At 61.5% G+C, this 17,499-nt stretch carries 8 protein-coding genes, 1 other RNA gene and 1 pseudogene; all 10 read left to right on the top strand.

All coding sequences use genetic code 11. The features are described 5' to 3' along the window. The first annotated feature begins 336 nt into the window (after window positions 1–336). The 10 genes and pseudogenes from ACFSR7_RS34015 (at window position 337) to ssrA (ending at window position 17,398) form a co-directional block, all read left to right on the top strand. Window positions 337–1,662 (top strand): glycoside hydrolase family 125 protein, encoded by a 1,326-nt coding sequence (locus ACFSR7_RS34015; RefSeq protein ID WP_378169077.1) that lies wholly within the window; start codon window positions 337–339, stop codon window positions 1,660–1,662. Between the two features lie 22 nt (window positions 1,663–1,684). Continuing rightward, the gene (locus ACFSR7_RS34020) at window positions 1,685–4,861 is read left to right on the top strand and encodes a beta-galactosidase (RefSeq protein WP_378169085.1); all 3,177 of its coding nucleotides are present in this window, start codon (window positions 1,685–1,687) and stop codon (window positions 4,859–4,861) included. Between the two features lie 25 nt (window positions 4,862–4,886). Next, window positions 4,887–7,685 carry an alpha-mannosidase gene (locus ACFSR7_RS34025; RefSeq protein WP_378169078.1) on the top strand — a complete coding sequence of 933 codons (2,799 nt, stop codon included), beginning with the start codon at window positions 4,887–4,889 and terminating at the stop codon, window positions 7,683–7,685. A gap of 669 nt (window positions 7,686–8,354) precedes the next feature. Then, complete coding sequence (locus tag ACFSR7_RS34030) at window positions 8,355–9,125, top strand: sugar phosphate isomerase/epimerase family protein (protein ID WP_378169079.1); 771 nt, start codon at window positions 8,355–8,357, stop codon at window positions 9,123–9,125. A 177-nt stretch (window positions 9,126–9,302) separates the two neighbouring features. Beyond that, window positions 9,303–10,806: pseudogene (locus ACFSR7_RS34035) on the top strand (catalase); the annotation flags it as partial. 280 nt (window positions 10,807–11,086) lie between these two features. Continuing rightward, window positions 11,087–11,323: a preprotein translocase subunit SecG gene (secG, locus tag ACFSR7_RS34040; RefSeq protein WP_282911478.1), complete on the top strand. Its 237-nt coding sequence runs from the start codon at window positions 11,087–11,089 to the stop codon at window positions 11,321–11,323. Between the two features lie 192 nt (window positions 11,324–11,515). Beyond that, the gene (gene rnr / locus ACFSR7_RS34045; RefSeq protein WP_378169080.1) at window positions 11,516–14,644 is read left to right on the top strand and encodes a ribonuclease R; all 3,129 of its coding nucleotides are present in this window, start codon (window positions 11,516–11,518) and stop codon (window positions 14,642–14,644) included. Between the two features lie 309 nt (window positions 14,645–14,953). Then, window positions 14,954–15,889 (top strand): aspartate carbamoyltransferase, encoded by a 936-nt coding sequence (pyrB, locus tag ACFSR7_RS34050; RefSeq protein WP_378169081.1) that lies wholly within the window; start codon window positions 14,954–14,956, stop codon window positions 15,887–15,889. 386 nt (window positions 15,890–16,275) lie between these two features. After that, the gene (gene smpB / locus ACFSR7_RS34055) at window positions 16,276–16,761 is read left to right on the top strand and encodes an SsrA-binding protein SmpB (protein WP_217597866.1); all 486 of its coding nucleotides are present in this window, start codon (window positions 16,276–16,278) and stop codon (window positions 16,759–16,761) included. A 273-nt stretch (window positions 16,762–17,034) separates the two neighbouring features. Next, window positions 17,035–17,398, top strand: a transfer-messenger RNA (tmRNA) gene (gene ssrA, locus ACFSR7_RS34060). The last annotated feature ends 101 nt before the right edge of the window (window positions 17,399–17,499 follow it).

Consider the following 17,499-nt stretch of genomic DNA (forward strand, 5'->3'; position numbering starts at 1 on the left):
TTTAAGGGATGCCATCATGCCGATCGAAGTCCCATAGCGGCACGAATTGCCGCTATCACAAGCGACCGCGACGTTTCGACCTCGTTAGCGGCACGGAATGCCGCTAACAGACGCCATCATGCCGATCGAAGTCCCGTAGCGGCACCAAATGCCGCTAACACACGCCGCCGTTCGCTCCGAGATGTCTAGAGGTAAGCAACGGGATCGCGCTGCATCGGCGTCTAACTCGACGAAAGCATGTAAGCTCGGTCGGATCGGTGGTTTACGGTCCGGCGGTAATGCTTTATAACGTTAATTTAGCTCGTAAATCACAATAGAAGCGGGGTCTTGCCTGCCATGGAACAATTCAGATTGCCACAGATCGCGATGCCGAAGCTGACGCTGCCGGCGGCCGTGCTGGACGTGCTCGCCGAAGCCGAGCAGCGTCTCGCGCACCGTCCGAAGCTGCTTCAGCTTTTTAAAAACTGCTTCCCGAACACCTTGGAGACGACGACCAAGCTGCTCGACGACGGCACGACGTTCGTCATTACCGGCGACATTCCAGCTTCCTGGCTGCGGGATTCCGTCGAGCAGGTTGTCCACTACGTGCCGCTGGCCAAGGACGACGCGGACCTGCAGCGCATCATCGCGGGCCTCATTCGCCGACACATTGCGTACATCCAGATCGACCCGTACGCGAACGCGTTTAACGAATCCGCCAACGACTGGCACTGGAATACGACCGACGTCACCGAGATGTCGCCGTGGGTGTGGGAGCGCAAGTTCGAGATCGACTCGCTGTGCTTCTCGATGCGCCTAGCCTACCTGTACTGGAAGGAAACCGGGCGTGCGGACGTATTCGACGCGGGCTTCAAGCAGGCGATGCGCCTGATCGTCGACCTGTTCAAGACCGAGCAGCGCCACTTCGAACTGTCTCCGTACCGCTTCACGCGCAACAACGGCATCCCGACGGATTCCCTGCGCAACGGCGGCATGGGCATGCCGGTCAACTACACGGGCATGGTCTGGTCCGGTTTCCGCTCGAGCGACGATGCCTGCGATTTCCACTACAACATCCCTGGCAACATGTTCGCCGTCGTAGCGCTGCGCCACATGCAGGAGTTCGCCGAGTGGGTGTTCCGCGACATGGCGCTGCTGGCCGAGTTAAAGGCGCTCGAAGCCGACATCGACCACGGCATTCAGCTGTACGGCATCTACCGCCACCCCGAGTTCGGGCCGATCTACGCCTACGAAACGGATGGCTACGGCAACTACTGCCTGATGGACGACGCGGGCACGCCGGGCCTCATGTCCATCCCTTACCTTGGTTACGTTTCTGCGGACGATCCGATCTACCAGAACACGCGCCGCTTCGCGCTGAGCAAGGAAAATCCGTTCTACTACGAGGGCAAAGTCGCGCGCGGCATCGGCAGCCCGCATACGCCGCCGGACTACATCTGGCACATGGCGCTGTCCATGCAGGGCATCACGGCATCGACCGCCGAGGAGAAGCTTGAGATGATCGCGATGCTCGAAGCGACGGACGGGGACACCGGGTTCATGCACGAGGGCTTCCACGCCGACGATCCGGCCGTGTTCACGCGCAAGTGGTTCGCCTGGTCGAACAGCCTGTTCTCTCAGCTCGTCTACCGCGCGATGAAGGATGGCTTGCTCGATGGATAAGCGTGCAATGGAGAAGGATTCGATGGAGAAGGCTGCCTTGAATAGGGACTCTTCGAAAATTATCGTTTTCTACGACCCTGCATTTCCGGGCGCGCCGGCGTTGTCTGAAGCGGAAGCGCGGCTGATCGGCGAAGTGGCGAACGCGGAGGAATTGGGCGAGCGGCTGCGTCGGGCAGACGGCGGCAGCTTCGTATCGCTCCATGCGCCTTATTTTCCCGTCAGCGCGTGGGAGGACATCCTCGCGTACCTGAAGCGCGGGGGCGGGCTGCTCAGCGCGGGCGGCGCGCCGTTCCGCAAGCCGGTTCGCCGCGAGAACGGCGCCTGGCATGTCGAAGCCGAGCAAACGGCTTATCATCGCCAGCTTCGCATTCACGAGATGCTACGGGTGTCCGCCGAGCCGGTGGCGCGGCACGCTTCGCATGCCGACATCCCGCTGTTCGCGGGACAGGAAGCATTGCTTGACGTCGCCGATACGTGGAACCTTGTGCCGCACGTGACAAAGTCCAGCGACCTGCCGCATCAGATGGGCTCGGCAGGACCGATGGACGCGCACGTATACGCGCTGCTCAAGGGCATGTCGGCCGACGGACGCGAGCGGTCCGCGCCGGTCGTCCTGTGGGAAAACACCAAGGGCGACTTCGCCGGAAGCCGCTGGCTGTTCGTGAACCAGCCGCTCGGCGACGCTTTCGCCTCTCGCGGCGGTTGGGCGGCGCTCGCAGGCTGGGCGTGGTTCTGCGCGCGCGGCGTGACCGAGCTGTGGCTGAAGCCAAGCTACGCGGTCTATGAAGCGCACGAGCGTCCGCTGCTGACGCTGCAGGCGCAGGCGCTCGGACGCGGCGGCCCTGCAGGCGGCGAGACTGTCGGTGCGGCCGATCGCCGGAAGTCGAAGTGGACGTTCGACCTGCGGGTCGATCGAGAGGCGAAGGGCCAAGACGGCGGGGAACAACCGTTCCGTCTGACGCTTAGCGAGAAGGTGGGCCGGGAACTGGATCTATGGCGGATTCCGGTGCCGCAGGACGTCCAAAGCGGCTTCTACCGGGTGTCCTGCCGGGCCGAGTCTGAGGATGGCGAAGTCCGTTATCTCCGCCAAGGCTTCTGGGGCGCGGATCCGGCTTTGCTGGCCGAAGGCACGCCGATCCGGGCGGGGCGCGACTACTTCGAGCAGGACGGGCGTCCGCTGCCGATCGTCGGCATGACGTACATGACGAGCGACGTCGCGCGCAAGTTCCTGTTCCTCCCGAACGTATCGGTATGGGACCGCGACATGGCGCAGATGCGGCGCGCCGGCATCAACTGGATCCGTACGGGCATCTGGACGGCGTACCGCAATATTATGCAGGTTGACGGCCATGTCTCGGAGGACGCGCTCCGCGCGATCGACGCGTTTTTGTTGACCGCCAAAAAGCACGGACTGCAGATCACCTTTACCTTCTTCTCGTTCACGCCGGAGACCTGGGAAGGCGTTAACCCGTACCTGGATCCCCGCAGCGTGGAAGCGCAGAAGCGGTTCATCCGCTCGATCGTCGGTCGTCACCGGGAGACGAAGCACGTCGACTGGGATCTAATCAACGAGCCGTCGATGTTCGATCCCGAGCGAATCTTCTCGAACGGTCCGCGCTCGAGCCGCGATTCGTTCGAAAAGGCGGCTTTTACCGACTGGCTGGAACGCCGTCACGGCACGATCGACCGGCTGCGCGAGCGCTGGAGCATGACGCCCGGCGAGCTGCCGGACTTCGCGTCGGCGGCGATCCCCGAGGCCGAGCAGATCAACTTCGATGTGCAGGACATGCATAGCGGGAAAAAGGGAACGCGCTGGCTTGATTACGCGCTGTTCTCGATGGACATGCACAACCGGTGGGCGCGTGAGCTCGTGGCGACGATCAAGGATCTTTGCCCGGACCATCTCGTGACCGTCGGCCAGGACGAGGCGCTCGGCGCGCAGCGGCCTTCTCCGTTTTTCTACGGAGAAGAAGTCGACTACACGACGGTGCATTCCTGGTGGCTGAACGACCAGTTGCTGTGGGACGGCGTCTTCGCCAAGACGGCGGACAAGCCGAACGTCGTGCAAGAGACCGGCATCATGTACGTGGAAACGCCGGAGGGGCTGGCGAAGCGCTCGGAGCAAGAGTTGAAATCGCTGCTGGAGCGCAAGTACGCCTATGCATTCGCGGCGGGCGGCGCAGGCGCGATTCACTGGATTTGGAATACGAACTTCTATATGGACAACGCGAACGAATCCCATATCGGCGCACTGCGCGCGGACGGCACGGAGAAGCCCGAGGCGGACGTCTCGTACGATTTTGGCGCGTTCATCGAAGCTTCGCGCGATCTGTTCAGCGGACGCGGGCTCGAAGACGTGGCAGTCGTCTTCCCGTATTCGAACGACCTGTCCAACCGCAAGCTGGCCTTCGACGCCACGACGAAGCTGACCCGCGTGCTGTCGTATGAGCTGAACGTGCCGTTCCGCGGCGTGTCCGAGTACGACCTGAAGCCCCTGTTGGACGATCCGGCCAAGCTGATCGCGCTGCCGTCCGCGCACAATGTGGACGATGCTGCATATGCGGAGCTGATGGACATCGTCGGCCGGACGGGCGCGACGCTGCTCGTCACCGGACCTGCGGGCCTCGACGCTTATTGGCGGCATACGGACCGGCTCGCGTCGGTGCTGGGCGAGCGTGTGCCTGCCAACGTCGTGCGCGAGGAACGGCTGGAAGTCGGCGGCAAGCGTTACGCGGTCAGCTACGGCAGCCGGCGCATCGCGGAGGTCGCCAAGGAAGTGCCGGCGGACGACGCCGGCCGCCATGCGGATGCGGTAGTCGAGGTGCCTTGCGGCAGCGGCCGCATTCTCTGGTGCCCGCTGCCGGTCGAGCTCAACGAACGCAGCGAGCCGGTCGCGGCGCTGTACGCGCATGCGCTGGAGACGGCAGGCTATACGCCTGCGCTCGAGTGGCTGGAGGGCGGCGATCTGCCGGGCGTCTATGGCCGCAAGCTTTCTTTTGCGGAAGGCGCGCTGTTCGTATTCGTTTCGGAGTATGCGTACGATACGCCGGTCCGGGTGAAGGATGCTTCGACCGGAGCGACTTATTCGTTCCTGCTGGAGCGCGAGCGCTCGGTGCTGTTTGCGGTCGATCCGGAGGGCCGTGTGTACGCCGTTTATCGCCCGGGCGAGACGAATGTGGACACAGACATCGGCGCTTGACGCGTTTGGAGAGGAGAGAATCATTTTGGAGCAAAAAAGAACCGCCCATATCATCTCGCACACCCACTGGGATCGCGAATGGTATTTACCCTATGAAAAGCATCACGTCCGGCTGATCCGATTGATGGATACGCTGATGGACACGCTGGAGCGAGACGGGGAGTACCGCAGCTTTTTCCTCGACGGCCAGACGATTATCCTGGAGGACTACCTCCAGGTGCGTCCGGAGCGCCGGGAGCGGCTGGAGAAGCTGATCCGCGAAGGCCGGATTCATATCGGACCCTGGTACATTCTGCAGGATGCGTTCCTGACGAGCGGCGAGGCCAACCTGCGCAACCTGCTCATCGGGCATCGCGACGCCGCGCGGTACGGGACGATCTCGAAGGTGGGCTACTTCCCCGACACGTTCGGCAACATCGGCCAGGCGCCGCAGATCATGAAGCAGGCGGATATCGACAACGCCGTGTTCGGACGCGGCGTGAAGCCGACGGGCTTCAACAACACGGTGGCTGATTCGGAGTACGAATCGTCGTTTTCCGAGCTGATCTGGGAAGGGCCGGACGGGTCGCGGGTGCTCGGCATTCTGTTCGCCAACTGGTACAGCAACGGAAACGAAGTGCCTGTCGACGCGGCCGAAGCGAAGGCCTACTGGGACCGCAAGCTGGCGGATGCGGAGCGCTACGCGTCGACTGGCCAGCTGCTTTATATGAACGGCTGCGACCACCAGCCGATCCAGACGGACCTGCCCGAGGCGATTCGCGTCGCCCGCGAGCTGTATCCGGACACGAAGTTCGTGCATTCGAGCTTCGAGGACTATCTGGCGTCGGTCAGGCAGTCGCTTGGCGATAACCTCTCGGTCGTCAAGGGAGAGCTGCGCAGCCAGCGCACCGACGGCTGGTCGACGCTCGTCAACACCGCCTCCGCGCGGGTGTACCTCAAGCAGATGAACCAGTTGGGGCAAGCGCTGCTGGAGCGGGTGGCGGAGCCGCTCGCCGCGATCGCGCACGGCGTCGGCGAAGCCTACCCGCATCACCTGCTGACCTACGCGTGGAAGACGCTCATGCAAAACCATCCGCACGACAGCATATGCGGCTGCAGCGTCGACGAGGTCCATCGCGAGATGGTGACCCGGTTCGAAAAGAGCCGGCACGTCGCCGAGGCGATCATCGACGACAGCAAGCGGGCCGCGGCGGATGCCGTGGATACGTCGGCGTTCGCCCGCTCCGGCGCGGATGCACTGCCGCTTGTGGCGTTCAACACGACCGGCTGGCCGCGCACGGGCACGGTCGAGCTCGAGCTCGACATCGAGCGCCTCTACTATCGCGACGGCGTACCGCCAGAGGAGATGAAGCGCCGCATGAAGGCGCTGGACATCGGCGGTCGCGTGTTACTGGATGGGGAAGGAAGTGCCGTGGCCTGCCAGGCGGAAGATCTCGGTCTGCAGTTCGGCTACGATCTGCCGGACGACAAGTTCCGCCAGGCGTACTGGACGCGGCGCGTGAAGCTGACGTTCGAGGCTGCGGACGTGCCGGCGCTCGGCTGGAAGGCATACGCGTGGGTCAAGGCTGCTGCCGGGGAGAATGCCGGTGAACCTGCTGGTGGAAAAGTTGTTGCTGGAAGGGCTGCGGCGTCTTCGGATGCTCCGCTCGTCAGCGGCGAACGCGCGCTGGAGAACGACCGCCTGCGCGTCGAAGTTGCGGACGACGGCACGCTGTCCGTGACGGACAAGCAGACCGGGCGCACCTACCGCGATCTGCTCGTCTACGAGGATACGGGCGACATCGGCAACGAGTATATGTACCGGCAGCCGGAAGGCGAGACGGCGCTTACGACCCGCGGCCTGGCGGCCGACATCCGGGTTGTGGAGGACGAAGCGTATCGCGGCGCGATCGAGATCGTGCACCGCTGGGCCGTGCCGGCATCGGCGGACGCGCTGTTTGAGGAAGAGAAGCGCGAAGCCGTTTACTTCCCTGAGCGCAAGGCGCAGCGCGTGACGGAGACGGTGCCGATGGAAATCCGGACTGTCGTCAGCCTGGAGCGCTCGGGCCGCGGCGTGGGCATTCGCACGACGATCGACAACCGTGCCAAGGACCATCGGGTAAGGGCGTTGTTCCCGACGAATATTCAGGCGCCGACGCATCTGGCGGACGCGATCTTCGAAATCGCGCGCCGGGACACCGAGCCTGCGGCCGAATGGCGCAACCCGAGCAATGCGCAGCATCAGCAGGCGTTCGTGGACGTCGCGGACGGCGAAGCGTTCGGCTTCGCGGTCGCGAACCTCGGCCTGAACGAGTACGAGGTGCTTCGCGACGGTCGCGGTACGATTGCGGTGACGCTGCTGCGGGCGGTTGCCGAGCTGGGCGATTGGGGCGTCTTCCCGACGCCGGAAGCGCAATGCCTGGGCATGCATACGACCGAGCTGCTGCTCGTTCCGCACGGCGGCAACGGCGCGACGGACGGCGCGTACGCAGAGGCGTATCAGTTCCAGGCGCCTTGGACGCTGGCGCAGACCGGCGTGCACGCGGGCGCGCTGGCTGTTGCCGGGCAGCTGCTGAGCTGGGAAGGCGAAGGCATCGCCTTCTCCTCCGCCGCGATCGGCGAGGAGAGCGGGGACCTGCTCGTCCGCTGGTTCAACATGCGGCCGGAGGCGGCCGAGCTGCGCGTAGCGGCGACAGCAGAGTCGTTCTACGAGAGCGACGTGCTCGAGCGGCGCGGGGCGGAAGTCGCCCCTGCAGCGGACGGCGAAGCGCTTGTCCGCACGCTGGGCGCCTGCGAGATTTTCACGTTGGGCATCCGGGGAACGTCGTCGGCGAGCGCGAAGTAGTCTCAATCAGAGTCACTTCGGTTGGCAGGCTGGACTGAGTTGACAAATAGTCTCCGTCGGCGTCTATTTGCCGGCAAACCGACAGGGGCAAATAAGCAATCCACTCAGGCGGCGGCTAGCGTGGACAGGTAAGCGTGCGTTAGGTGTGGCGGAGGCGCTTGTCGGAGGTTGGCGGATTTAAAAACCTGCATTTGTACATGTATTTTCCACCGAACTGCGACATCGGAGGAAATTCATGCAAATATGCAGGCAAATCTAAAGCACAAGCCGGAAATTCGGCCGTTTGAGGAAAATAACTGCGTTTTTGCATCTATCCTAGCCAATAGGGGAGACGCCGTCCCAAATAGATGTATATTTGCAGGCATTGCGATTCCAGTTTCGAAAAACTCGCCAAAAACTTAAAAAGACCGTCAGGAATCTCGATCTTCCTTGACGGTCTTCTTCTTGCATATAAGGCATCCAGCTGCATAGGGCATGCCAGGCTTCGCCAAAGATATTGACGGCGGCAATCCAGGCACCGCTTGATGGCACAGGGTCCAAATGCCATATAAAATGAGCAAATAACGGTCTCGTAAGCGCTCCCGCCAAGCGCCTATAATGGAGAAGGACGAGAAGATGAACGGCGCACAAAGCGCCGAATCGATTAATCCGAATATGGAGGAATGAATCATGAGCAAGCCGCAAGTGGGCATCCAGCTTTACTCCGTACGCGACCGCAGCGAGAAGGACTTCCTCGGCACGATCCGCGAGATCGCCGAGATCGGATACAAGAACGTTGAATTGGCGGGCAACTACGGCGTGTCTGCCGCAGACCTGAAGCAGGCGCTGGCTGACGCCGGCCTGAACGTCAACTCGGCGCACGTCGGCCTGAACGTGCAAGAGCCGGACAAGTTCGAATCCGACCTGAACGAGAAGGTCGCTTATTACAAGGAGCTCGGCGTCAAGCGTTTTGTCGTGCCGTGGTTCCCGCTGGCCGAAAATCCTTCCGTCGAGGACGTCAACAAGTTCGCCGACACGCTGAAGCGCGCTTCCGCAATCGTACGCGAAGCGGGCCTCGAATTCGGCTACCACAACCACGCGTTCGAATTCAAGCCGGCCCAGGACGGCAAGCTTGTCATCGATCACCTGGCCGAGCAGTTGTCGGCTGAAGAACTGGTCTTCGAATTCGACCTCGGCTGGGTGAAGGTCGCGGGTCAAGACCCTGCCGCCTACATCGAGAAGTATGCCGGCCGCCTGCCGCTCGTACACGCCAAGGACTTCAAGGACGACGGCAAGGACACCGAGATCGGCAAGGGTTCGGTCGATTGGGACTCCGCACTGGCAGCCGCCGAGAAGGCCGGCGTCGAGTATGTCATCATCGAGCAGGAACAGTACGACGTGGGCTCGCTCGAGAGCGCGAAGCTGAACTACGCTTGGTTCAAGGAGCGCGGCTGGATCTAATCCGGCTCACGCAGCGAATATCGTGACAAGCCCGGCCCGACGGCCGGGCTTTTTGCCTTGCGCGTCATTCTTCACCTCCGCTTCATCCGGAATTCATGCCATCTTCATGCATATCCTGCCAGTCCAGGGATAGAGTAAGAATAGCGATTCATTCTTACTTATAGAGGTGACCATGAGATGACGAACGAGACGAATCAGAATGGCGAACAACGACAAGTCGCGGAATCGGACATGACGCTGACCAATCGCCAGGGACATCCGATCACGGACAACCAGAACGTGCGCACGGTGGGCAGCAGAGGACCGACGACGCTGGAAAACTATCATTTTCTCGAGAAAATCACGCACTTCGATCGCGAACGTATCCCGGAACGCGTCGTGCACGCGCGCGGCGCCGGGGCGCACGGCTACTTCGAGTCTTACGGAAAAGCGGGAGAAGAACCCGTCTCGAAGTACACGCGTGCGAAGCTGTTCCAGGAGGCGGGCAAGCGGACGCCGGTTTTCGTTCGTTTTTCGACCGTCGTGCACGGCGGGCACTCCCCGGAGACGCTCCGCGATCCGCGCGGCTTTGCGGTCAAGTTCTATACGGAAGACGGCAACTGGGATCTCGTCGGCAACAACCTCAAAATTTTTTTCATCCGCGATCCGCTGAAGTTTCCCGATATGGTGCATGCGTTCAAGCCGGATCCGGTGACGAACGTCAACAATATGGAGCGGATGTTCGATTTTCTCTCGCTTACGCCCGAAGCTACGCATATGGCCACGTTCCTCTTTTCCCCTTGGGGAATCCCGGCGAATTATCGGCAGATGCAGGGCTCGGGCGTCAATACGTACAAGTGGGTCAATAAGGACGGCGTCGGCGTGCTGATCAAGTACCACTTCGAGCCGCTTAAGCTGCCGATCCGCAATCTGACGCAAGCAGATGCCGACAAGATCATTAGTAAGAACTACAGCCATGCGACGCAGGATCTTTACGAGGCGATCGAAAAAGGGGAATATCCGGAGTGGGAGCTGCGGGTGCAGATCTTGAGCGACGACGAGCATCCAGAGCTCGACTTTGACCCGCTCGACCCGACCAAGCTATGGCCCGAGGACGTGGCCCCGATGTTGCCCGTGGGCAAGATGGTGCTCGACCGCAATCCGGTCAACTACTTCGCGGAAGTGGAGCAGGCCGCATTCGGCACGGGCGTGCTGGTGGACGGCCTCGACTTTTCCGACGACAAGCTGCTGCAAGGGCGGACGTTCTCCTATTCGGACACGCAGCGGCACCGCGTCGGCACGAACTATCTGCAGCTGCCGATCAACGCGCCCAAGACGCATGTCGCGACGAACCAGCGGGACGGTCAGATGGCGTATAACGTCGATGCAGCGCCCGGCCAGAGCCCGCACGTCAACTACGAGCCTTCCTCGCTGGGCGGCCTGAAGGAAGCGGCCAAGCCGGGCAAGGATCACGAGCCGGCTTATAATGCCAAGCTTGTGCGGCAGAAGATCGATCGGCCGAACGATTTCAAGCAGGCGGGGGAGACGTACCGCGCGTTCGAGGACTGGGAGCGCGACGAGCTGATCGCGAACCTGGTCGCGAACCTCAGCATCTGTAAAACGGACATCCGCGAACGGATGATCGGTTACTTCTCGCAAGCGGATTCGGACTACGGCCGCCGCGTGCGCGAAGGGCTGGAGGCGGACGGACTGCAGCAGGGCAATCCCGCTACGGGAACGGCCGCGTCCGATGCCGGCGTCGAAGAGGCGAAGAAGCTGGGCGGAGAAACGGACGGTTACTGACTTTCGAAGACGGAAAATGCGACATTACTCAGCCCAGCATCCGGCTAAACCGGCGGCTGGGCTTTTGCTTCCTCAAAGCTATGGTTGCTACGGTCGAGGGGCTTGTGCTATTATGAAACTAACGTTTTATGCCTATTGAACCGATTCTCAGTGTTCCGGCATCACGGGGGGTGGAAGCAGTGGAAATCGCTTTGAAAATCGTACTGGTCATTTTCTCGCTCGGACTGATCGGCACCGTATTGTTGCAGCGCGGCAAGAGCGCAGGCCTGTCGGGCGCCATCTCCGGCGGTGCGGAGCACTTGTTCGGCAAGCAAAAGGCACGAGGATTGGATCTGTTCCTTCAACGGCTCACGATCGTTCTGGCAGTCGGATTTTTCGTTCTGTCCTTGGTCGTTGCTTACGTTGTGAGTGCGTAATTGCAATGTCGTTCAAGCGGGAAGCGAGGGCTTCCCGCTTTTTTTGTATCGTGAAGCGGCCTGGTTCTAATTACCAAGCGTCTGCGTACGCTCCAACCGTGTCCCGTGCCATTGCGATATTTGGTTCGGGACATCTTGCTGCGCTCCGATTGGCTCACCGCTAAATCGTGTATACTATTGGAAGATGAGGTGATGCCAGTGCCATCGTGGAGCGAGCAGGAGCTGCTCGAGATGATGAAGAATCCAGACTACAAGCCGCTCACGTACAAGGAGCTCGAAGCACGCTTCGAGATTACGGACGCTGCAGAATTCAAGGCATTCCTGCGTCTATTGACGGAGATGGAAGAAGCGGGGAAAATCATGCGTTCCCGCGCGCAGCGCTACGGCCTGCCCGAACAGATGAACCTGCTGCGGGGCCGGCTGCAGGTGCACGCGAAGGGCTTCGCCTTCCTGCTGCCCGAGCAGGAGGGACATCCCGATCTCTATATTAACGCGAGCGATCTGAAGGGCGCGATGAACGGCGATATCGTACTCGCCCGCATTACGTCCAAGAACCACGACGGCAGCCGCATGGAAGGCGAAGTCGTGAAGATCGTCAGCCGTGCCGTCACGCAGGTCGTCGGCGTGTTCGAGCATCACGAGAGCTACGGCCTCGTGATTCCGGACGACAAGCGGATCAACAAGGAAATTTATGTTCGTCCGGCGAATTTTAAAGGTGCGGTAACCGGACAGAAAGTCGTAGCCGACATCGTGCACTATCCGGAGGGCAAGGCGGCCGCCGAAGGCGAGATCGTCGAAGTGCTCGGACACAAGGACGACCCGGGGGTCGACATCCTCAGCATTATCCGCAAGCACGGCCTGCCCGAGAAGTTCCCGGACGAGGTCGACGCCGAGGCGGAAGCCGCGCCTGACGCCATCTCCGAGGAAGAGATCGTCGCTCAGGGCCGGCGCGACCTGCGGGGCAAGACGATCGTGACGATCGACGGCGAGGACGCCAAGGACTTGGACGACGCGGTAAACGTGGAGCGGCTGCCGAATGGCAACTATGTGCTCGGCGTACATATCGCGGACGTCAGCTACTATGTGAAGGACAAGTCCCGGCTTGACGAGGAAGCGTACAACCGCGGCTGCAGCGTGTACCTTGTCGACCGCGTTATCCCGATGCTGCCGCACCGGCTGTCCAACGGCATCTGCTCGCTCAATCCGAAGGTGGACCGCCTGACGATGTCCTGCGAGATGGAGTTCGAAGCCGGCACGATGAAGCGGGTTCGCCACGACGTTTTCACCAGCGTCATCAAGACGACGGAGCGCATGACCTACACCAACGTCCGCAAGATTCTCGTCGATGAGGATCCGGAGCAAATGGAGCGGTATGCGCCGCTCGTGGAGACGTTCCGCACGATGCGGGAACTGGCATTGGCGCTGCGCGACAGTCGGATGCGCCGCGGCGCGATCGACTTCGACTTCGAGGAGTCCAAGGTCATCGTGGACGAAGAAGGCAAGCCGGTCGACATTGTCAAACGCGAGCGCTCGATCGCCGAGCAGATCATCGAGGAATTCATGCTGGCGGCGAACGAGACGGTTGCGGAGCATTTCCACTGGCTGAAGGTGCCGTTTCTGTACCGGATTCACGAGGATCCGGACAGCGAGAAGCTGCTGACGTTCGTCCAGTTCGCTTCGAACCTCGGCTATACGGTGCGCGGCAAGGGCAATTCCGTGCATCCGCGCGCGCTGCAGGATCTGCTGGAGCAGATTCGCGACACGAAGGAAGAGAACGTCATCAGCACGATGATGCTGCGTTCGATGAAGCAAGCCAAATACGATTCGCAGAGCCTCGGACACTTCGGGCTCGCGGCCGAATTTTACACGCACTTCACGTCCCCGATCCGTCGTTATCCGGACCTGGTCATTCATCGCGTCATGCGCGAGGTGCTGGAAAACGGAGGGACGCTGCCGGAGGAACGCCTCGAGCAATGGGCGGCGCGCATGCCGGACATCGCGCAGCAGTCGTCGGAGAGAGAGCGCGTGGCCGTCGATGCGGAGCGCGACACGAGCAAGCTGAAGAAGGCCGAATTCATGCTGGACAAGATCGGCGAAGAATACGACGGCATCATCAGCGGCGTGACCGGCTTCGGAATGTTTATCGTGCTCGACAATACGGTGGAGGGTCTGGTCCGTCTCGGCGAGATGAGCGACGACTACTACCACTTCGACGAGCGCCAGATGGCGCTGCTCGGCGAGCGCACGAGCAAGGTGTACCGATTGGGTGACGAAGTGCGGATCAGAGTGGGACGGGTGAACATGGACGATTATAACATCGACTTCGAAGTGGTCGGCATGAAGCCGCGCAGCGAGAACAAGGGCGGCGGAGCGGGCCATCGAGGCAATGGGGGACAAGGCGGCGCCGGCGGATTTGCGGGCGCGCGCAAGGGCAAGAAGCGCCGCGGCGGCGGGGAATCGCCGGCGGCGGAAGGCAGTCGCGGAGGCGCGGCGCGCGGCGAAGGCGGCGGGCGTCGCAGCGGCGCCCGCGGGGATCACGGTGCCGGCGCCGGTGCCGGGCATGCGGCGCCGCCGTTCGTGGCCGCCGGCGCGAAGCCGGGCGGCGGCAAGCGCGGTCGCGGCGAACGCGTGGACGTAGCGAGCGACGAGCGCGACGATTCGCCGATGCTGAATGAGCTGGGCGAGTTCGAGCAGTCGGCGGTGCAGCTGCCGCGTCCGCAGCGCCGCGGGGTGGGGCTGGCGAGCGAGGAGCTGATCGGCTCGGGCAGCGATGCGGGATTCCCGCCGCGGCATGAGCGCGACCGTGAGCCGGTCGACGTGAACCGCGATTCGCCGGACTACGTGCCGGCGCCGACGCAGAAGAGCAAGCGCGGTCCGAAGCTCGACATGTGGGGCCTCCCGTTCACGACGCGCAAGTACGCGCACGATGACGACGAGGAGCGCTTCTACGGCGAGAAGAGCCAGCTGCGCCGCGAGCGCAGCGCGCTCGGCCACGGCCGCAGCGGCGGCAACCGCTCCGGCGGCAGGCCGGGTCCGGGCGGCGGCGGTCCCGGTGGCCGAGGCGGCCGCTTCGGCGGCAAGCCTGGCCCGGGCGGTCGTCCGCAGCAGGGCGCCGCGCAGGGCAAGGGCGGCGCGCAGCCGGGCGACGCCGGGCGCAGCGCGCGCGCCAAGGCCGCCGCGCAGACGGCGGCGGCATCCGCCTCCGCCGGCAAGAGCGCGCCGGAGGGCGTGAAGCCCGAAGGCGCAGCCAAGCCGCGCCGCCGCCGCAAGCCGAAGGCGCCGGGCGCCAAGCCGACGCCATCGCCAACGCCGGAACAATAATACGAAGCCCCGTCGCAGCTGCGGCGGGCTTCTTTTTTATACACCGAAGCCGCTTGGCATCCCCAAGTATGCACGTGGATCAACACATAACAGCCCCAGCCCCGCGCTTAGCCTCAAGTATGCACGTAGATCAACACATCACAGCCCCAGCCCCGCGCTTCGCCCCAAGTATGATCGTCAGTCAACAAAATGGCCGTCGAAATCCAGCCCTTTTCCGCGCAAATCCCATTAGACAATCTTGGGGCAATCCGCTAGGATAGATCATGGTAAACATGGACGCGAGGCAGCGTCGACGGGAGGAACGGAGTGATGGCAGTGCAGGACAAGCTGTATCATGTGCTAGGGGCCAAGCAATTCTCGCGGAGCGAGCTTGAGGAACTGTTCGCGGCATCGCGGTCGATGGAGGACGTCGTTCGCGCGGGGGGCGACCGGCGCCACGCCGGGCGTATTATGACGACGCTGTTCTTCGAGGCGAGCACGCGGACGCGGCTATCGTTCGAGTCGGCGATGAACCGTCTGGGCGGCAGCGTCATCGGGACGGAGAACGCGGCACAATTCTCGTCCGCCATCAAGGGAGAGACGCTCGAGGATACGATCCGCATCATCACGGGCTACAGCGACCTCATCGTTATGCGTCATACGGAGATCGGGGCGGCGAAGCGCGCGGCTGCGGTGTCGGGCGTACCGGTCCTTAACGCGGGCGACGGCGCGGGCGAGCACCCGACGCAGGCACTCTTGGACGCTTACACGATTCAAAAGGAATGCGGCAGCCTCGACGGCCTGAGCATCGCGATGGTTGGGGACCTGGCATACGGGCGGACGGTACACTCGCTGAGCTACATTCTCGCCAATTTTATGAACGTCAAGATCTACTACATCTCTCCTGAAAACGTGCCGATCCCTCCATCGGTCAAGCACTACATGGACGACAAGGGCGTGCACTACGAGGAAACGACGGATTTGAACGCTGTGGCAGGATCGGTGGACGTGCTGTATCAGACGCGGATTCAGAAGGAGCGTTTCCCTTCTCCTGAGGAGTACGACAAGGCGGCCGGACAATATATCGTCGACGCCGAGCTGATGAACCGTATGCGCCGGGACGCAATCGTACTCCATCCGCTGCCGAGAGCCGGAGAGATCGCCGAAGAAGTGGATGCGGACCCGCGTGCCGCGTACTTCCGCCAGGCGCAGAACGGCCTTTTCATCCGCATGGCGCTCATCGACAAGGCGCTGCAAGCAGAATAGATAATCAATCAACGTCGGAGATATTATCCGGCGTTTTTTTTCGCATCGGACACAGAGGACGTTATTTTTGAAAAGATGCAGTGAATAGTTTGGTTGCGGACACAGGATCCGCCAAGTGGGGTCATTCTATCCGATCATCCCCGTTTGACAGTGGATAGCGTATCTATTGTCCGCAACGGCGCCGAAACAGGCGATTTTTGGGGAAATAACAGCTCCTGTGTCCGCATCGTAACGAATGACCGATCGAAGTTATCGTTTTGCGCGAATGGGGTATTTTATGATGGATCACATGCTGCTGCATGCTTTAGGCGACATAGTTGTGAGCGGCTGGAAACGCATGCTATAATGAGAGTCCGACCAAAATGGAATCCGTGAGGTGAAGCAGCATGGTGAAGAGCAAGGACCAGTTCGACAAGCCGCTCGCGCAGAACAGGAAGGCTTCGCATGACTACTTCATTGAGGATACGTTTGAAGCGGGCATGGTGCTGACCGGTACCGAGATCAAGTCGCTCCGGGGCGGCAGAGCCAATATGGGCGATGCGTTCGCTACCATTCGGAACGGCGAGATTTTCCTGCACAACATGCATATTAGTCCGTTTGAACAGGGCAACCGGCACAATCCGACCGACCCGACGCGCACGCGCAAGCTGCTCATGCACAAGGCGCAGATTCGCAAGCTGATCGGCGCTTCCAAGCAAGAGGGGTACACGATCGTACCGCTCAAGGTGTACACCCGCAACGGATACGCCAAGTGCCTCCTGGGCCTCGGCCGAGGCAAGAAGAACTACGATAAGCGCGAGTCCGCCGCCAAAAAGGATGCCGAGCGCGATATCCAACGGGCGTTGCGCGAGAAGCAGAAGGTCGCAAGGTAAGACGGCGCAACGTATGCTGTCGGCGAGGATTTCTGCGAGGCCTACAGCTGATTTCCGCTAATCGGCCGCATCAGGCAGTCATCGCCATCCATCCCAGCAATGCCGTGCGGTATTTGTCGGCGGGGTGTGCTATACTATAGAAGTTCCACTGATACGATTTGTTTTATGCACCGTGTTCGCACTCGCCGATCTTCGCTACATTAGGGAGATGGCACCTGAAGATCCGTTCGCCGGTCGACTGTTGGTCCGCCGCGAGGGCTTCGCTTTTATTTAGGGGCCGTTTATGGATTCGACGGGGGTAGTTCGGACATGAGTAGCGGGTAGTAGGGCTGCGGCTGCTTCACCAACGCGGAAGCCAATTAACTGGCAAACAACAACCAACCTACGCTGTAGCAGCCTAAGAAACTGCTCTCGTGCTCCTACCTTCCATCGCCCATGTGGCGGGATAGGGGCTCAACTTTAGTGGGATACGCTGTCTAGTCTCCGCCTGGGGCTAGCTGAAGAAGACAATCAGGCTGACCCGAAGGGAATCCGGTGACAGGGAGTCTCTAGGGTGACATCAAATCTGTCACTACACCCGTAGAAGCTTATGTTGCGTTATCTTCGGACAGGGGTTCGACTCCCCTCGGCTCCACCACTAAAAACCCTGTACGTGATTTCTGCGTCGAAGTTGTTAATGTCCTTCGATGGCTGAATTACTATCCGGTCAACATACTCCTGAAGGACTGCTTTCTTTCC

Origin of the sequence: Cohnella sp. GCM10020058, assembly GCF_042683485.1 — a bacterium.
In the GTDB taxonomy this organism is placed as follows: domain Bacteria; phylum Bacillota; class Bacilli; order Paenibacillales; family Paenibacillaceae; genus Cohnella.

Excerpts from the sequence above, each read along its gene's own strand:
- ACFSR7_RS34015 (WP_378169077.1), top strand. The coding sequence starts at position 337 with ATGGAACAATTCAGATTGCCACAGATCGCGATGCCGAAGCTGACGCTG.
- ACFSR7_RS34020 (WP_378169085.1), top strand. The coding sequence starts at position 1,685 with ATGGAGAAGGCTGCCTTGAATAGGGACTCTTCGAAAATTATCGTTTTC.
- ACFSR7_RS34030 (WP_378169079.1), top strand. The coding sequence starts at position 8,355 with ATGAGCAAGCCGCAAGTGGGCATCCAGCTTTACTCCGTACGCGACCGC.
- rnr (WP_378169080.1), top strand. The coding sequence starts at position 11,516 with ATGCCAGTGCCATCGTGGAGCGAGCAGGAGCTGCTCGAGATGATGAAG.
- pyrB (WP_378169081.1), top strand. The coding sequence starts at position 14,954 with ATGGCAGTGCAGGACAAGCTGTATCATGTGCTAGGGGCCAAGCAATTC.
- smpB (WP_217597866.1), top strand. The coding sequence starts at position 16,276 with ATGGTGAAGAGCAAGGACCAGTTCGACAAGCCGCTCGCGCAGAACAGG.